The 14,620-nt window shown below is 61.7% G+C and carries 15 protein-coding genes; 9 read left to right on the top strand and 6 right to left on the bottom strand.

Translation table 11 applies throughout. From position 1 onward, the window contains the following. Window positions 1-57: 57 nt before the first annotated feature. From AC1DUY_RS08730 to AC1DUY_RS08720, 3 genes are all read right to left on the bottom strand, one after another. Complete coding sequence (locus AC1DUY_RS08730) at window positions 58-453, bottom strand: nuclear transport factor 2 family protein (RefSeq protein WP_175369316.1); 396 nt, start codon at window positions 451-453, stop codon at window positions 58-60. A 1-nt stretch (window position 454) separates the two neighbouring features. Next, window positions 455-1,351: an MBL fold metallo-hydrolase gene (locus tag AC1DUY_RS08725; protein ID WP_478113649.1), complete on the bottom strand. Its 897-nt coding sequence runs from the start codon at window positions 1,349-1,351 to the stop codon at window positions 455-457. Window positions 1,352-1,423: 72 nt separating this feature from the next. After that, window positions 1,424-2,068 carry a DsbA family protein gene (locus tag AC1DUY_RS08720; protein ID WP_175369318.1) on the bottom strand — a complete coding sequence of 215 codons (645 nt, stop codon included), beginning with the start codon at window positions 2,066-2,068 and terminating at the stop codon, window positions 1,424-1,426. A 116-nt stretch (window positions 2,069-2,184) separates the two neighbouring features. Here AC1DUY_RS08720 and AC1DUY_RS08715 point away from each other — a divergent pair, with 116 nt between their 5' ends. Then, on the top strand, window positions 2,185-3,105 hold the full coding sequence (locus AC1DUY_RS08715) for a LysR family transcriptional regulator (protein WP_175369319.1): 921 nt from the start codon (window positions 2,185-2,187) through the stop codon (window positions 3,103-3,105). Here the strand turns inward: AC1DUY_RS08715 and AC1DUY_RS08710 are convergent. After that, window positions 3,102-4,493 (bottom strand): MFS transporter, encoded by a 1,392-nt coding sequence (locus AC1DUY_RS08710; RefSeq protein WP_175369320.1) that lies wholly within the window; start codon window positions 4,491-4,493, stop codon window positions 3,102-3,104. The genes AC1DUY_RS08715 and AC1DUY_RS08710 overlap by 4 nt on opposite strands. 106 nt (window positions 4,494-4,599) lie before the next feature. On the opposite strand from AC1DUY_RS08710, the gene ggt reads away from it, so the two are divergent. The 3 genes from ggt (at window position 4,600) to AC1DUY_RS08695 (ending at window position 8,617) form a co-directional block, all read left to right on the top strand. Further along, the gene (ggt, locus tag AC1DUY_RS08705) at window positions 4,600-6,345 is read left to right on the top strand and encodes a gamma-glutamyltransferase (RefSeq protein WP_439065404.1); all 1,746 of its coding nucleotides are present in this window, start codon (window positions 4,600-4,602) and stop codon (window positions 6,343-6,345) included. Between the two features lie 81 nt (window positions 6,346-6,426). Then, complete coding sequence (locus AC1DUY_RS08700; protein WP_089263183.1) at window positions 6,427-7,731, top strand: MFS transporter; 1,305 nt, start codon at window positions 6,427-6,429, stop codon at window positions 7,729-7,731. Further along, a complete protein-coding gene (locus AC1DUY_RS08695; protein WP_478113645.1) occupies window positions 7,718-8,617 on the top strand; it encodes an amidohydrolase family protein in 900 nt (299 codons plus the stop codon). Before AC1DUY_RS08700 ends, AC1DUY_RS08695 begins: the two co-directional genes overlap by 14 nt. On the opposite strand, the gene AC1DUY_RS08690 is transcribed toward AC1DUY_RS08695, so the two are convergent. After that, window positions 8,614-9,279 carry a glutathione S-transferase family protein gene (locus AC1DUY_RS08690; RefSeq protein WP_478113643.1) on the bottom strand — a complete coding sequence of 222 codons (666 nt, stop codon included), beginning with the start codon at window positions 9,277-9,279 and terminating at the stop codon, window positions 8,614-8,616. The genes AC1DUY_RS08695 and AC1DUY_RS08690 overlap by 4 nt on opposite strands. A gap of 108 nt (window positions 9,280-9,387) precedes the next feature. Between AC1DUY_RS08690 and AC1DUY_RS08685 the strand changes: the two genes are divergently transcribed. From AC1DUY_RS08685 to panE, 5 genes are all read left to right on the top strand, one after another. Beyond that, entirely contained in the window at window positions 9,388-9,993 is a 606-nt protein-coding gene (locus tag AC1DUY_RS08685; RefSeq protein ID WP_478113641.1) for a DUF2239 family protein, read from the top strand. Between the two features lie 26 nt (window positions 9,994-10,019). Further along, window positions 10,020-11,375, top strand: a complete 1,356-nt coding sequence (locus AC1DUY_RS08680; RefSeq protein WP_478113639.1) for an MATE family efflux transporter — start codon at window positions 10,020-10,022, stop codon at window positions 11,373-11,375. A gap of 103 nt (window positions 11,376-11,478) precedes the next feature. Continuing rightward, window positions 11,479-12,093: a DsbA family protein gene (locus AC1DUY_RS08675; protein ID WP_478113637.1), complete on the top strand. Its 615-nt coding sequence runs from the start codon at window positions 11,479-11,481 to the stop codon at window positions 12,091-12,093. Between the two features lie 13 nt (window positions 12,094-12,106). Further along, window positions 12,107-12,844 (top strand): SDR family oxidoreductase, encoded by a 738-nt coding sequence (locus AC1DUY_RS08670; protein ID WP_478113635.1) that lies wholly within the window; start codon window positions 12,107-12,109, stop codon window positions 12,842-12,844. Between the two features lie 151 nt (window positions 12,845-12,995). Continuing rightward, complete coding sequence (panE, locus tag AC1DUY_RS08665; protein WP_478113633.1) at window positions 12,996-13,919, top strand: 2-dehydropantoate 2-reductase; 924 nt, start codon at window positions 12,996-12,998, stop codon at window positions 13,917-13,919. Window positions 13,920-13,973: 54 nt separating this feature from the next. On the opposite strand, the gene AC1DUY_RS08660 is transcribed toward panE, so the two are convergent. Beyond that, on the bottom strand, window positions 13,974-14,564 hold the full coding sequence (locus AC1DUY_RS08660; RefSeq protein WP_478113631.1) for a c-type cytochrome: 591 nt from the start codon (window positions 14,562-14,564) through the stop codon (window positions 13,974-13,976). Between the last annotated feature and the right edge of the window lie 56 nt (window positions 14,565-14,620).

The following is a 14,620-nucleotide window of genomic DNA, read 5'->3' as shown; positions in this document are numbered from 1 at the left end:
ACCGATAGACCAAGATGATCGATTTTCTCAGTCGGCGCATCGAGCGGCGTGATCGGGCTACAAAGCCAAGGCCTGTTGGACCATGAGCGTATCGACATATTGCGTCATGCGCGCGATCTTGCCGCCCCTCACTAGGTAGAGGTGTGCGAAGGCGGCCTGCATCGACTTGCCCGTCGTCTTGTAGGTCCCAGAGTAAACGCCGAAGGCGGCGACGCGGTCGCCATCTTCGAGATAGGTGTGAACATCGGCGCGGTAACCCACCCACTCGGTGGCGAGGCGCCGAAACACACCCGCCGCAATCGCTTCCGGCCCCACGTAAGTTCCTGCGTAAGGGAAACCATCAGCTTCGGTCCACGCGGCATCAGGAGCGAGAGCGGCCAGCAGGTTATGGCCGTTCTCTTCCGATGATGATCCCTCATAGGTAGCCCGGATCAGATCGAGATTGGCGCCCATCTCAGCCCCACTTCATCTCGCCGGTGGCGACCTTGGAGCCGATGTCGAGGGCAACCCCCATGCCGAGACCGGGGAAGCGGGCTTCCATGGCTCTCTTGAGCGTTATTGAGTCCTTGGCCTTGGCCAGCTCTTCCTCGAAGGCAACAAGGTAAGCCTTGGTGTGCGCAACACCCGAGAGTTCAGTGGGAGCGTCCGGCGTCATGTGACCGGGCACAACGATTACCGGCTTGCGGGCGGTAATCTTATCGAGATTGGCGATCCATGCAACGCGCTGTTCCTTGGTCGGTGAATCGGCGGTCCAGACATACACACCCGCAAAGATCATTACCCCGCCAAACACCGCGTTCAACGACGGCACGAAGAGATAGCGCCGACTGGCCAGCCCTTCTGCATCGACGATCTCAATGGTCTCCCCATCGACGATGAGCTTCTTGTCGTCGAAAGCCTTGGGAATGACGACATCGGCAAGCGTCTGCGGGCCGTTTTCCTTAAGCTGCGGCCCCCAGACTGCGAGTTTCTTTTCCACATTGCCGTTGATGGCGGCCACCGTATCGGATGCTGCAATCACCCGAGCTTCGGGGAAAGCTTCCTTAATTGGCTTGAGGCTGAAGTAGTAATCCGGGTCGGCTTGGCTGACATAGATGGTGGTGAGCTTCTTGCCCGTCGCCTTGATTGCGTCGGCTACAGCCCGACCGTCGGAGTAAGTGAAGCCGCCATCGATCAGAACAGCCTCGGACGCGCCAGTAATGAGCACGGGGGCGCGAAAGAAACCCTTCGGGCCGGCGGGGAAGTGCTTCCACGAAAGCCCACCAGCTGCGTAGCCCGTTCCCTCTGGAGCGAACACAGCGACTGCACCGGCGGCAAGAGTTGTTTTCATGATGGTTCTCCTGGTGAACATGGGCGTCTCCTCGTGAGAGTGGGTAGTGTAAAATTCAGGCGTGGCTCGCCTGTCGCTGTTGATCAGTAAAACTCAGGCTGCCTTCAGTCCCTCGACGAGCGTCTCCATGCTGCCGAACAGACTACTCGCGCTGACAAGACGTCGGCTCTCCCCGTTGCCCACAATGAGGGATGGGACGCCATTGGCGCCAAATCGGCGCATCTCGACGCGTGCTGTATCGAGGCGCGTACGGTTAGCAGCGATCAACGCGTCATCAGGAGCGACCAGGCGATCCGCGATCTCCGGCAACTGCAACACGCGCAGCACATGCGAGAGAACCGAGATGTCCGTGTTGTCGCGGCCCTCGACATAGCGTGCATTCTGAATGGCCTTGAGAGCATCGAACTCCCGGTCCGGGGCAGTGAGTGCGACCGCGGTGATCGCCAGCGTCGCCGGGCCAGAGTCGAAGGGGCGCGTGTGATCCCCGAGGACATTGCGGCGATAGGCTTCGCTGAAGGGCTGACCACTCAGGCGCGAAATGCGCTGGTCATTGGCCCAGGCGAATGCAGCGAAACCGTTGTCCATCGGTCTGGCACCAGACCCGGCAAAATGCCCGGTCGGAGCTAACGCGAAGGAAAAGTCCGGCAGAGCGGCAAGCTTTTCGAGAATTGCAGAAGCGCCGTAGCACCAGCCGCAGAGCGGATCGAAGAGATAGGCGATGTGCGTGGTAGCGGCCATATCGGTCTCCTTGGACGCGATTTATGGCACACGGCAAATGCTCGAATAAGACCGACAAACCAGACAGAATGTATGCTATTAACTGACAATCTATCCCGTTCCTCACGGTCATAGCGATGAACCTGAACCGGCTGGCTTATTTCGCTGCTGTCGTTGACACAGGCTCCTTCACGCGCGCGGCAGAGCGGCTCGGCATCACCAAGGCCGTGGTGAGCCAGCAGGTGACGCAGCTCGAACAGGAGTTGCGGACGAGCCTTCTCGTCCGGACCACGCGGCGCGTCCATCCGACCGAGGCCGGCCGCATGTTTCATGCACGTTGCGTCATGATCTTGCGGGAAGCGGAGGATGCGTTCAACGAACTCACCCAAGCGGCCGCCGAGCCGACCGGCACCCTGCGCATCACCGCGCCCAACGACTACGGTATCGCAGTGGTCGTTCCGGTGGTCACGGCCTTCACAAAGCGCTATCCCGGCTGCCGCGTGGAGCAGACGCTAAGCGACCAGACGATGGATCTCACCTCCGGCAAGATAGACATGGCGATCCGGGTCGGCTGGCTTGCAGATTCCAGCCTGCAGGCGCGCAAGATCGGATCCTTCCGACAATTGCTGGTCGGTGCCCCTGCATTCGCGGATCGAATCGCGGCCACCTACGATCCAAAGGATCTCGCTGCGCTGCCGTTCATTGCCAACATGGCACTGCGCGAACCGCTACTGTGTCAGTTCTCGCGCAGCGACCTCGAACGACGGACCGTGCGCATGCAGGCGAGCATGGGCATCGACACGACGCCAGGGGTACTCGCGGCAGTCAGAGCCGGTGGCGGCCTTTCGGTTTTGCCGGATTTCCTGGTGGCCGAAGATCTAGCCTCGGGGCGGCTGAGCCATGCCCTCCCGGAATGGCAGCTGCCGTCCGGCGGCATCTACACGGTTTACCCTGCAGCACAATTCCGGCCGCGCAAGGTGACCGCCTTTGTCGAAATGCTCATCGCTGCTGAGCGAAATAAGGATTCGATCGGAGATATCCCGGGACGCGCACCCTAGTCTTCCCGCACCCGTGCGAGCAGACCGAGGCCACCGACAAAGAACAGCACCAGCACCGCCATGCCAGCCTTCTGGCTGGCGGTGACCGCGGTGACGAGGCCGATCAGCAACGGCCCCATAAAGGACGTCACCTTTCCGGTCAGCGCGAACAGACCGAAGAACTGCGCGATGCGATCTTGCGGTGCCAACCGGATCAACAGCGTGCGCGATGCCGCCTGCAGCGGACCGCCCGCCATGCCGATCAGGCAACCCAGCGCGAGATAGGCCTTCTCCGCAGGCGCCGCGAACAGGCCGCCACCGGGCACCGGCGGCGCGACCTTGATGAAGAAGATGGTTTCGCGATCAATCAGCAGGATAGCGATGATCGAGATCAGCAGCAGCAGGATGCTGCCGGTGATTACACGCTTTGGTCCGAACGCATCGTCGAGCTTGCCGCCGACGAAGGCGCCGAACGTTCCGGCAATGGCCAGGATGATACCGAATGTGCCGATCTGAATCGTATTCCAACCGAACGTGCCGGCCGCATAGATGCCACCGAAAGCAAACAGCGACACCAGCCCGTCCGTGTAGATCATGTTGGCAATCAGGAATGCCATCATCGAGCGATGCTTCGGCAGATCACTTAGCGTGTGCCTGAGATCGGTCAGACCTGCACGCACGGCGTGACCGGGCGAAACCTTTGCAGGAAAATCCGGCGTCAGGAGAAACATCGGCAGCACGAAGACGACGAACCACAGGCCCGACAGCGGCGCCGAAATGCGATCGCCCTGGAACGTCGCGGGGTCGAGACCGAGGATCGGGACCAGACCGAACAATGTGCGCCCCGTGGTCGGGTTCGCAGCCATGAAGCCGAGCACGATGATTAGGCTGAGAATGCCGCCGACATAGCCGAGCGCCCAGCCCGAACCGGACAGGCGGCCGATTTTATCCGGCGGCACCAACGTCGGCATCATCGCATTGTTGAACACGGTGGCAAACTCCACGCCGATGGTCGCCAAGCCATAGGCAATCAGCAGCGGCAGGATGATAGCGGGATCGCCGGGCTTGCCGATCCACATGATGCAGGCGCCGATCACGAAGATCGCACCGAAGCTTGCGATCCACGGCTTGCGGCGGCCGCTCGCGTCGGCAATCGCGCCAAGCATCGGCGATGCCAGCGCGATGACCAACCCGGCCGCAGCGGTGGCGAAGCCCCACAGGGATTGCCCGGTGGCGGCGTCGGATGCCACGCGCGTGGCGAAATAGGGCGCGAAAACAAAGGTTGTGATGAGACTGAAGTAAGGCTGGGCCGCCCAGTCGAAAAACATCCAGCTGATCACCGCAGAGCGCGGTGGATAGGTCTTTGGCGCCGCTGTCACAGAGGCTGATGAAGCGGCGGCGACCGCCATGCGTGGTATCCCCCGCGAATCACAGAGTGTTGTCTCGTACGTTTCACAAGCCATATAGCATTCGAGACGGCGATGCGATCATGTCCGCTGTCAGCCGGAGTGATCGATGGCACTGTTTGCTTTCCTGCGTTGTACGTGCGTCGCAGCACTCGCTTTTATACTCGTCGTCCCGGCATCGACAAACGCGCAGCAGGCGCGTGACGTCTATACCCCCGCACCGTCAGGCACGCTCAAACCCATCGCTGCCACGCATGGCATGGTCGTCGCCCAGGAGAAGATCTCCGCCAAGGTCGGTGCGGATGTCATGGCGCACGGTGGCAATGCGATCGATGCGGCTGTTGCGAGCGGTTTCGCCATGGCCGTCACCTATCCGCGCGCCGGCAATATCGGTGGCGGCGGCTTCATGGTGATCCATACCGCCGCCGGCGAGGACATCACCATCGATTACCGCGAGACCGCGCCGGCCAAAGCCACCCGTGACATGTTTCTCGGCAATGACGGCAAGCCGGATATCGCGAAATCGCGTGACTCCGCATTGGGCATCGGCGTCCCCGGCACGGTGGCAGGGCTCGCGCTTGCGCTGGAAAAATACGGTTCGGGCAAATTCACATGGTCGGATCTGCTGCAGCCCGCGATTGCGCTGGCGCGCGACGGCTTCGTCGTGGCGGACGATATCGCCGCCACGCTGCCCGATCTGCAACGACGCACCGCGCGCTGGCCATCATCGGTGAAGATCTTCTCGCGCTCCGATGGCACAGCGCTGCAACCGGGCGATACGCTGACCCAGAGCGACCTTGCTGCGACGCTGACGGCAATCGCCGCGCAAGGGCCACGCGGATTCTACGAAGGCCCGGTGGCGCAGAAGCTGGTCGATGGCATCAACAAGGCCGGCGGCATTTTTGCGATCGAAGACCTCAAGGCCTATCAGCCGGTGATCCGCCAGCCGGTGCGCGGCAGCTATCGGGGCTACGATATCGTCTCGATGCCACTGCCATCATCCGGCGGCACAGTGCTGCTGGAAACACTCAACATCCTCGAAGGCTTTCCAGTGGCAACCTTGCGGCAAGGCTCGGCGCCGTCGCTGCATCTACTGATCGAGGCTATGAAACGCGCTTATGCCGATCGTGCACGCTATCTTGGCGATCCCGCATTCGTCAATGCACCGATTGCGATACTAACCTCGAAAGACTACGCCGCCAAACAGCGCGCCTCGATCGATCTCGACAAGGCGACGCCATGGACCGACGCGCTGTCTGCGGTGCCTCCGCGTGAAGGGCAGAACACGACCCACTATTCCGTGGTCGATGCTGCCGGCAATGTTGTGAGCAATACCTATACGCTCAACTTTCCCTACGGTGTCGGCCTCGTCGCCGATGGCACGGGCGTGTTGATGAATAACGAGCTCGACGATTTCACCGCAGCACCCGGCGCCTCGAATGCCTTCGGCCTGGTCGGCTTCGAAGCCAACCTGCCCGGCCCAGGCAAGCGGCCACTGTCATCGATGTCGCCGACCATTGTCCTGAAGGACGGCAAGCCGGTACTCGTCACCGGTTCGCCCGGCGGCAGCCGCATCATCTCGACAGTGCTGCAGGTGATCGTCAATGTGATCGACTACAGAATGGATGTGATGTCGGCCGTCGCGACCTCTCGCCTGCATCACCAGTGGCTGCCTGATGAAGTGCGCATCGAACGCGGCTTCAGCGAAGAGACCCTCAATGCCCTGCGTGCCATGGGCCACAAGGTGGTCGAGCCGATGGGCCAGACTTCGGCCAATTCTATTCTCGTGACGCCAGACGGCTTGCTTGGTGCCCCTGATCCGCGTACGCGTGGCGCTGAGGCATCTGGGTACTGACGTCCAATGACATATCCGGTGCTCCCAGGGGCGCACGGGTGAGCGCCCCCCGAACCAAGACGACTAACGGGGGAAACAATCATGAGCGGCAACCGACCAACCGATCCCGGCGCCATTGAGCGCGCGGAAATCGAAGACACCAGCCTTCTGGCCTTCTATCGCGACATGAATCCGCCGGAGCGCCGCACATTCTGGGCCTGTGCCACAGGCTGGGCGCTCGATGGCATGGATTTCATGATCTATCCGCTGGTGATCGGCACCATCATCGTGATGTGGAAGGTCGATCCCGGCACCGCCGGACTCGCCGGCACGGTGACACTGCTCGCATCCGCCATCGGCGGCTGGCTCGGCGGTTATCTTGCCGACCGTATCGGCCGCGTCCGCACGCTGCAGCTGACCATCCTGTGGTTCTCGTTCTTCTCGCTGATCTGTGCCTTCGTGCAGAATTTCGATCAGCTGCTGGTGGCGCGTGCGCTGCTCGGCATCGGCTTTGGCGGTGAATGGGCCGCAGGCGCAGTGCTGATGGGCGAAGCCATCCGTCCGCAATATCGCGGCCGTGCTGTCGGCTCGGTGCAATCCGGGTGGGCGATCGGCTGGGGTCTCGCCGTGCTGTCACAAGCGGTCTTGTTCTCATGGCTTCCACCAGAGACAGCGTGGCGCTGGATGTTCGCCATCGGTGCACTGCCGGCTTTGCTGGTGCTGTATCTGCGCCGCTACGTCGAAGAACCGGTCATCGCCGCGGAGACCCGCGCCAAGCAGAACGCCAGCGGCGATCGGCCCAAGCTCAGCGAAATCTTTGCCGGCCCGATGCTGAAGACCACGATCCTTGCGTCGCTCGCTGCGACCGGTTGCCAGGGTGGCTATTACGCCATCACCTTCTGGGTGCCGCGCTTCCTCACCACCGAGCGCAAGCTGTCGATCGTCTCATCGACCGGCTATCTCTCGGCGCTGATCGTCGGCTCCTTCATCGGCTATCTCGTCGGTGCCTGGCTCGCCGACCGCATCGGTCGCCGCAACCTGTTCCTGACCTTCTCGCTCGGCGCCATCGCAGTCATCCTGATCTACACACAGGTGACGCTCACCAACGAAGTGCTGTGGATCCTCGGCTTCCCGCTCGGCTTCTTTGCGTCGGGCTACTTCTCCGGCATGGGCGCGTTCCTCACGGAGCTCTATCCAACACGTCTGCGCGGATCGGGCCAAGGCTTCTGCTACAATTTCGGCCGTGGCATCGGCGCTCTGTTCCCGTTCCTGGTCGGCGCTCTGTCCAACACCACCAGCCTCGGCAATGCCATCGCGATCTTCGCAGTGCTGGCTTACGGCCTGTTCTTCCTCGCAGCCTATGCGTTGCCTGAAACCCGCGGACGTATTCTCTATGCAGACGCCTGATTCATCCCCCAGCGAACCCCGGGCTTGCCCGGGGCCGCAACCGAGCCAGCGCAGCGCGACACGGTTCACCGTGCCGCGTGGTGCCGTTGATACCCATGCCCATGTGATCGGTCTGCCGCCGGACTATCCGTTCGTCGCCGGGCGGAGTTACACACCGCCGGAGGCCACGGCGGCATCTTATCTATCGATGCTCGATGCGACCGGCATGACTTACGGCGTGCTAACGCAAGTCAGCGTGCATGGCACCGACAACCGCCTGCTGGTGAACGCGCTCACCGCCAATCGCCAGCGGTTGCGTGGCATCGCGGTGATCGGGCTGGATTGCCCCGAGAAGGAGAAGGTGGCGCTGAAAGAAGCGGGCGTCGTCGGCCTCCGGCTCAACGTGCTTTATGGCGGCGGGATGGGTTTCGCGCAGCTTGAGGACTACGCGTCGCTCTGCCGCGAGATGGGCTGGCATCTGCAATTTCTGATCGATGCCAAGGATATTCCGGCTCTCGCCTCACGCTTTGCGAAACTGCCGGTGCCATTCCTCGTTGACCACATGGGACACTTCCCGACCTCACGCGGCATCAACGATCCGGGCTTCGACGCTCTGGTCGGACTCGTTCGTGACGGCGCATGGGTGCGGCTGTCCGGCGCCTATCGCACCAGCATCCAGGGTGGCCCGCCCTATAGCGATACGATTCCCTTCGCCCAGAAGCTGGTCGCCGCCAATCCGGATCGTTGCATCTGGGGCTCCGACTGGCCGCATGTGGCGAACTGGGATGTGATGATGGGCGTAAGTGATCTGCTCGACCTGCTTGCAGAGTGGGTGCCGGATGAGACGACGCGCAATCGTATCCTCACGAACAATCCGCAGAAGCTGTTCGGCTTCCCCGCGGTCTAGCGCCCCACCGAATACGGCCCGCCCTTCTCCAGCGCACGCTGATAGGCGGGCCGCGCGTGGATCTTCGCGAGCCACGCCATCGCCTTGGGGTGTCCTTGTTCCAGCCCGGCGCGCGCGGACGCTGCTTCGAGCGGGAAGCTCATCTGGATATCGGCTGCAGTGAACTCGCTGCCCGCGAACCATTCGCTCTTCAACAGTTCGCCTTCCCAGAACGCCATGTGCTGTTTGAGTTGCGGATCGACCAGCGTGTTCAGCGCTTTCGCCGCGATGGCATTGACCACCGGGCGCATCAGCAGCGGCGCGCGCTTCGGCAGCATTAGGAAGATCAGCTTCAACAGGAGCGGCGGCATCGCCGATCCCTCGGCGTAGTGCAGCCAATAGGTGAAGCGCAGGCGCTCCGGTGTGTTGTCAGGCGGAATCAGCCGGCCGTTGCCGTAGGTTTTGACGAGATATTCGACGATCGCACCGGACTCGGCGATCGTGTTGCCGCTATCGGTGATGACAGGCGACTTGCCGAGCGGATGGATCGCCCGCAGCTCCGGCGGCGCCAGCATGTTGGGCTGCCGGTTATATCTGATGATCTCATAGGGAACGCCGAGCTCCTCGAGCAGCCACAGGACGCGCTGGGAGCGCGAGTTATTCAGGTGATGAACTGTAAGCATGGCGATCCTTTGCGACCTGGCGCGCTCAATTATTGCCCGGGTAATATTGACAGATATATTATCCGGGTATAATTAGCATCGATCTTGATGATGAGACGGGCTTATCCCATGACTGAAATGAGTGTTCCTCCGTTTAGCGCCTTTGCCGGTCCGAAGCTGCTGGCTTCTGGGCCATTGGCCGAGGTCGCGATCGCAATCAAGATCGCGACCGGCGCAATCGCCGATCCGATCGTCATTTTCGACAATGCCACCGGCAAGTCACTCGATATCGATTTGCGCGGCAGCCATCGCGAGGTCGTCGCCCGCCTGCCCCAGCCATCGACGGCCGAGCCCGCCACCGAGGCATCCACCGAGCCACGTGGCCGTGGCCGGCCGAAGCTTGGCGTCGTCGCCCGCGAGGTAACGCTGTTGCCGCGCCATTGGGAGTGGCTTGGCACCCAACCCGGCGGCGCTTCCGTCGCATTACGAAAACTGGTCGAGGAGGCGCGCCGCGTCCATGGTGACCGGGATCGGCTTCGTGCGGCGCGTGACGCCGCTTATCACTTCATGTCGACCATGGCGGGCGACCGGCCCGGTTTCGAGGAAGCGTCGCGGGCCTTGTTCGCTGACGACCGGCGACGCTTTGCCGGCCTGATCGCCCCATGGCCCGAAGATATTCGCGACCACGTCATCAAGCTTGCCTTCAGTGATCGCGCCGAATCGACCTCGGCCTAATCGGCCGTCACGTCCATCCCAAGGAAATGCCCGTGTCGAACGTTCCGCCCCTCTGGAAGACCTTTCTCGTCTTCCTTGCACCGATGATGCTGAGCAATATTCTGCAATCGCTGTTCGGCACCATCAACAGCATCTATGTCGGCCAGATGATCGGCGTCGATGCGCTGGCGGCGGCATCGGTGTTCTTTCCGATAATGTTTTTCTTCATCTCCTTCGTCGTGGGATTGGGAGCGGGCGCGTCGGTGCTGATTGGCCAGGCCTGGGGCGCGGGCGAGCGCCACAAGGTAAAGGCGGTGGCCGGCACGACTCTCGCTGTCGCCCTTCTGCTAGCGGTCATCATCGCGGTGTTCGGCGCCCTGTTGAGCCGACCAATGATGGTTGCGCTTGCGACACCGGCAGATGTTCTCGACCAGGCCAGTGCCTATGCCCGGATCATGATGCTGGCGATGCCGGCGACCTTCATCTTCATTCTGATGACATCGATGATGCGCGGCGTCGGCGACACCGTGACGCCGCTATGGGCGCTGGCACTATCCACATTCATAGGCCTCACCGTCACACCGGCGCTGATCCAGGGCTGGTTTGGCCTGCCGCGACTTGGCGTGGCCAGCGCTGCCTGCGCCGCGGCCGCGTCGAGCGCGTTCACGCTGCTCTGGCTCGCCATGTACCTGCGCCGCAAGAAACACGCGCTCGCGCCCGACGCGGAGCTCCTGCGCAGAATACGGCTTGACCCCGCGCTGCTGCGCAAGGTGTTGCGGATCGGTATCCCTTCCGCGATCGGCATGGCCGTCATGTCGGTGGCCGAACTTGTGCTGCTCGGCCTGGTCAACGGCTTCGGCTCCAACGCGACCGCCGCTTATGGCGCGGTCAACCAGATTTTGAGCTATGTGCAGTTTCCGGCCATTTCGATCTCGATTACGGTCTCGATCTTCGGCGCGCAGGCCATCGGCCGCGGCCAGGCCGACCGGCTCGGCGCCATCGTCCGCACCGGATTGCTGATGAACCTCGTCCTGACCGGCGGACTGGTGGCGATCGCCTACCTGTTCTCCCGCACCCTCATGAGCTTTTTCATTGTCGATCCCGCGGTCCTCGAACTCGCACAGCGATCGCTTCACATTGTACTGTGGAGTTCGGTCCTGTTCGGCATGGCCACAACCTTCTCTGGAATGATGCGTGCCAGCGGAACGGTATTCGCACCATTGGCGCTTCTGGTTTTCGCCATCGTTGCCATCGAGGTGCCCTCGGCCGTCATCCTCAGCCGCACTATCGGTCTCGATGGTGTCTGGGCCGCCTACCCCATCACCTTCTGCGCCATGTTTGTTCTGCAGATGAGCTATTACATGCTGGTGTGGCGCAAACGGACCGTACAGCGTCTGATCTGACACTGTGCGCCGTCAAGCCATAGCATTACGGTCATCATAAAAGATGTGGACGCATCGCATGTGCTGCGCCACACTGCACCCAATAAAAATTCGGGAGACCGCCTTGACCAAGACGTCGCCACAATTCCTGTTCGATTTCGGCAGCCCCAACGCCTATCTCAGCCATCTGGCGATCCCGGCGATCGAAGCGCGCACCGGCGTGACATTCGAATACGTCCCGGTCCTGCTGGGGGGCATCTTCAAGGCGACCAATAATCGCTCGCCGGCGGAGACCTATGCCGGCGTCAAGAACAAACGTGAATTTCATCAAATCGAGACCGAGCGGTTCGTGAAGCGCTTCAGCGTCAAGCCCTACACGATGAACCCGTTCTTTCCGGTCAACACACTGAACCTGATGCGTGTCGCCATCGCGGCACAGCTTGACGGCGTGTTCGAGAAATACGTCGATGCCGCGTTCCATCACATGTGGGGCGAGCCAAAGAAGATGGATGACCCCGAAGTGGCCATAAGAGCACTCACCGACTCGGGTCTCGATGGCGCAAGATTGTTCGCACGCGGACAGGAGCCGGAGGTGAAGGCGGTACTGGTGGCGAATACACAGACCGCTGTCGAGCGCGGCGCGTTCGGCTCACCGACCTTCTTCGTCGGCGATGAGATGTTCTTCGGCAAGGAACAGCTGCGCGAGGTCGAGGAATTGATTACCGGCGCCGGCAAATAGCGGAGAGCACATCATGCAGAAGCGCAATGCGACTGTCGCAGTCATCGGCGCCGGTGATTTTATCGGCTCGGAGATCGCCAAGAAGTTCGCCGCCGAAGGTTTCACGGTGTTCGCCGGCCGCCGTAACGGGGACAAGCTGGCGCCTTTGGTGGCGGAGATCGAGGCCATAGGAGGCACGATCGTGGCGCGCTCGCTCGATGCCCGCAAGGAAGACGAAATCGCCGCCTTTCTCAACGACGCAGATGCGCACGCGCCATTGGAGGTCTGCATCTTCAATGTCGGCGCCAACGTCAATTTCCCAATTCTGGAGACGACCGAGCGGGTGTTTCGCAAGGTCTGGGAGATGGCCTGCTATTCCGGTTTCCTGGCCGGGCGCGAAGCTGCACGGCTGATGATGCCGCGTGGCCAGGGCAACATCTTCTTCACAGGCGCCACCGCGAGCTTGCGTGGCGGCAATGGTTTTGCCGCTTTTGCATCGGCCAAATTCGGGTTGCGTGCAGTAGCTCAGGCGATGGCCCGCGAGCTCGGCCCGAAAAACATCCATGTCGCCCATCTGATTATCGACAGCGGCGTCGACACCGCCTGGGTGCGCGAACGCCGCGAGCAGATGTGGGGCAAGGAGGCGCTCAACAATCCCGATTTGTTGATGCCGCCTGCGTCGGTCGCCCAGTCATACTGGCAGCTCTATCAGCAGCCGCGTAGCGCCTGGACGTTCGAGCTGGAGATCCGCCCGTTCGGAGAGAAGTGGTAGTCCGCTCACACCACAGCCGTCATTGCGAGGAGCCCTTGCGACGAAGCAATCCAGCCCTGCATCGACAAGGAACTGGATTGCTTCGCTTCGCTCGCAATGACGGGCTACTGTTTGACAGCTTCACGTTCCAATCCAACATGGACTCATCCCAATGCGTATTCTCGTGGTCGGCGCCGGTGCCATCGGCGGCTATTTCGGCGGCAGGCTGTTGCAGGCCGGCAATGACATCACTTTCCTGGTTCGCCCGAAGCGCGCCGGTGAGCTGGCAAGCGCCGGCCTTGTCATCAAGAGCCCGCACGGCGACGTGACCCTGAAGAATCCGCCGACGGTGCAGGCAGATGCGATCAAGGAGAAATTCGATGTCGTGCTGCTGAGCTGCAAGGCCTTCGACCTCGACGACGCCATCGCGTCCTTTGCACCCGCGGTTGGGCCGAACACGGCGATCATTCCGCTGCTCAACGGCATGAAGCACCTCGACATACTGGAGAAGAAGTTCGGCGCCGAGAACGTCATGGGCGGCCAATGCCAGATCGCAGCGACGCTCAACGAGGCGCGCGAGGTCGTCCAGATGGCGCCGATGCAGGTGCTCAGCTTCGGCGAACGCAAGGGCGGCAGTTCAGATCGCGTGAAGGCGATCGCTGCGATCATGGCGACCGGCAACTTTGGAGGCGCGGCCTCCGAGAATATCATGCAGGATATGTGGGAGAAGTGGGTGTTCCTCGCGACGATTGCCGGCTCGACCAGCGCCATGCGCGGCGCTGTCGGTGACATCGTCGCGGCACCTGGCGGCCGCGACTTCATCCTTGGCGTGCGGGATGAGATGAGCGGCGTCGCCAAGGCCAACGGCTTCGCACCGCGGGCAGCCTTCCTCGAACGCACCGAGGGCATGCTGACAGCAGAGGGTTCGAAGATGACCGCCTCGATGTATCGCGACATTCTCAACAAGGCGCAGATCGAGGCCGACCAGATCGTCGGCGATGTCATCGCCCGCGCCGATGCCGCCAAGGTTGCCGTGCCGCGACTGCGGATGATCTATACGCATCTCAAGGCGTATGAGTATCAGCGGGTAGCGTAGCATCGCAACGTAGCCCGGATCAGGCCAATCGCAATCCGGGCTACGGATTTCCCCTCATAGATGCGCCAGATAATGCGCCAGCGCAGTGATCTCTTCTTCACTTAGGGAATAGGCAACCTCGGCCATCGCTGCCATGCCGCCACCGGCGCGGACGCCGGACTTGTAATCGCGCAGCGCCTTGACGAGATAGTCCTCGCGCTGTCCGGCGATGCGTGACACCGCCTTGGTACCGGCGTAGCTCTCCGTGTGACACGATGCACAGCGACGGCCGGCGGCGGCCTGCGCGCCCTTGGCCGACAGATCCGGATTGTCATCGGGCTTCTTGCCCTCCGGCGGTTTCAGCGAGGCGAAATAGGCGCCGAGATTGCGGATGTCGTTGTTGTCGATCTGCTCCAAGATCGGCTGCATCTGTTCGTTCTTGCGCGTACCTGAACGAAAGAACACCAGCTGCCACTGGATAAACAGATCCGGCTGTGCGGCGAGTGATGGGATATTCTCCATTTGCGAGATGCCGTTCTCGCCATGACAGCCACTGCAGAGCTCGGCTTTCTCCTTGCCCGCGGCGATATCGGCGGCATCAGCCGGACTGGACCCAGAACCAAGAACTAGAAAGACAAGAACAGCCGCGATTGCAGAACGATGCATGAGCCACATTCCCATTCCAGAATACATGAGGCTGGAGCTGCGGATGACGCAACTCC

The sequence above is a fragment of the Tardiphaga sp. P4_G1 genome (assembly GCF_056401215.1).
This window is presented reverse-complemented; position numbering and strand designations above follow the sequence as displayed.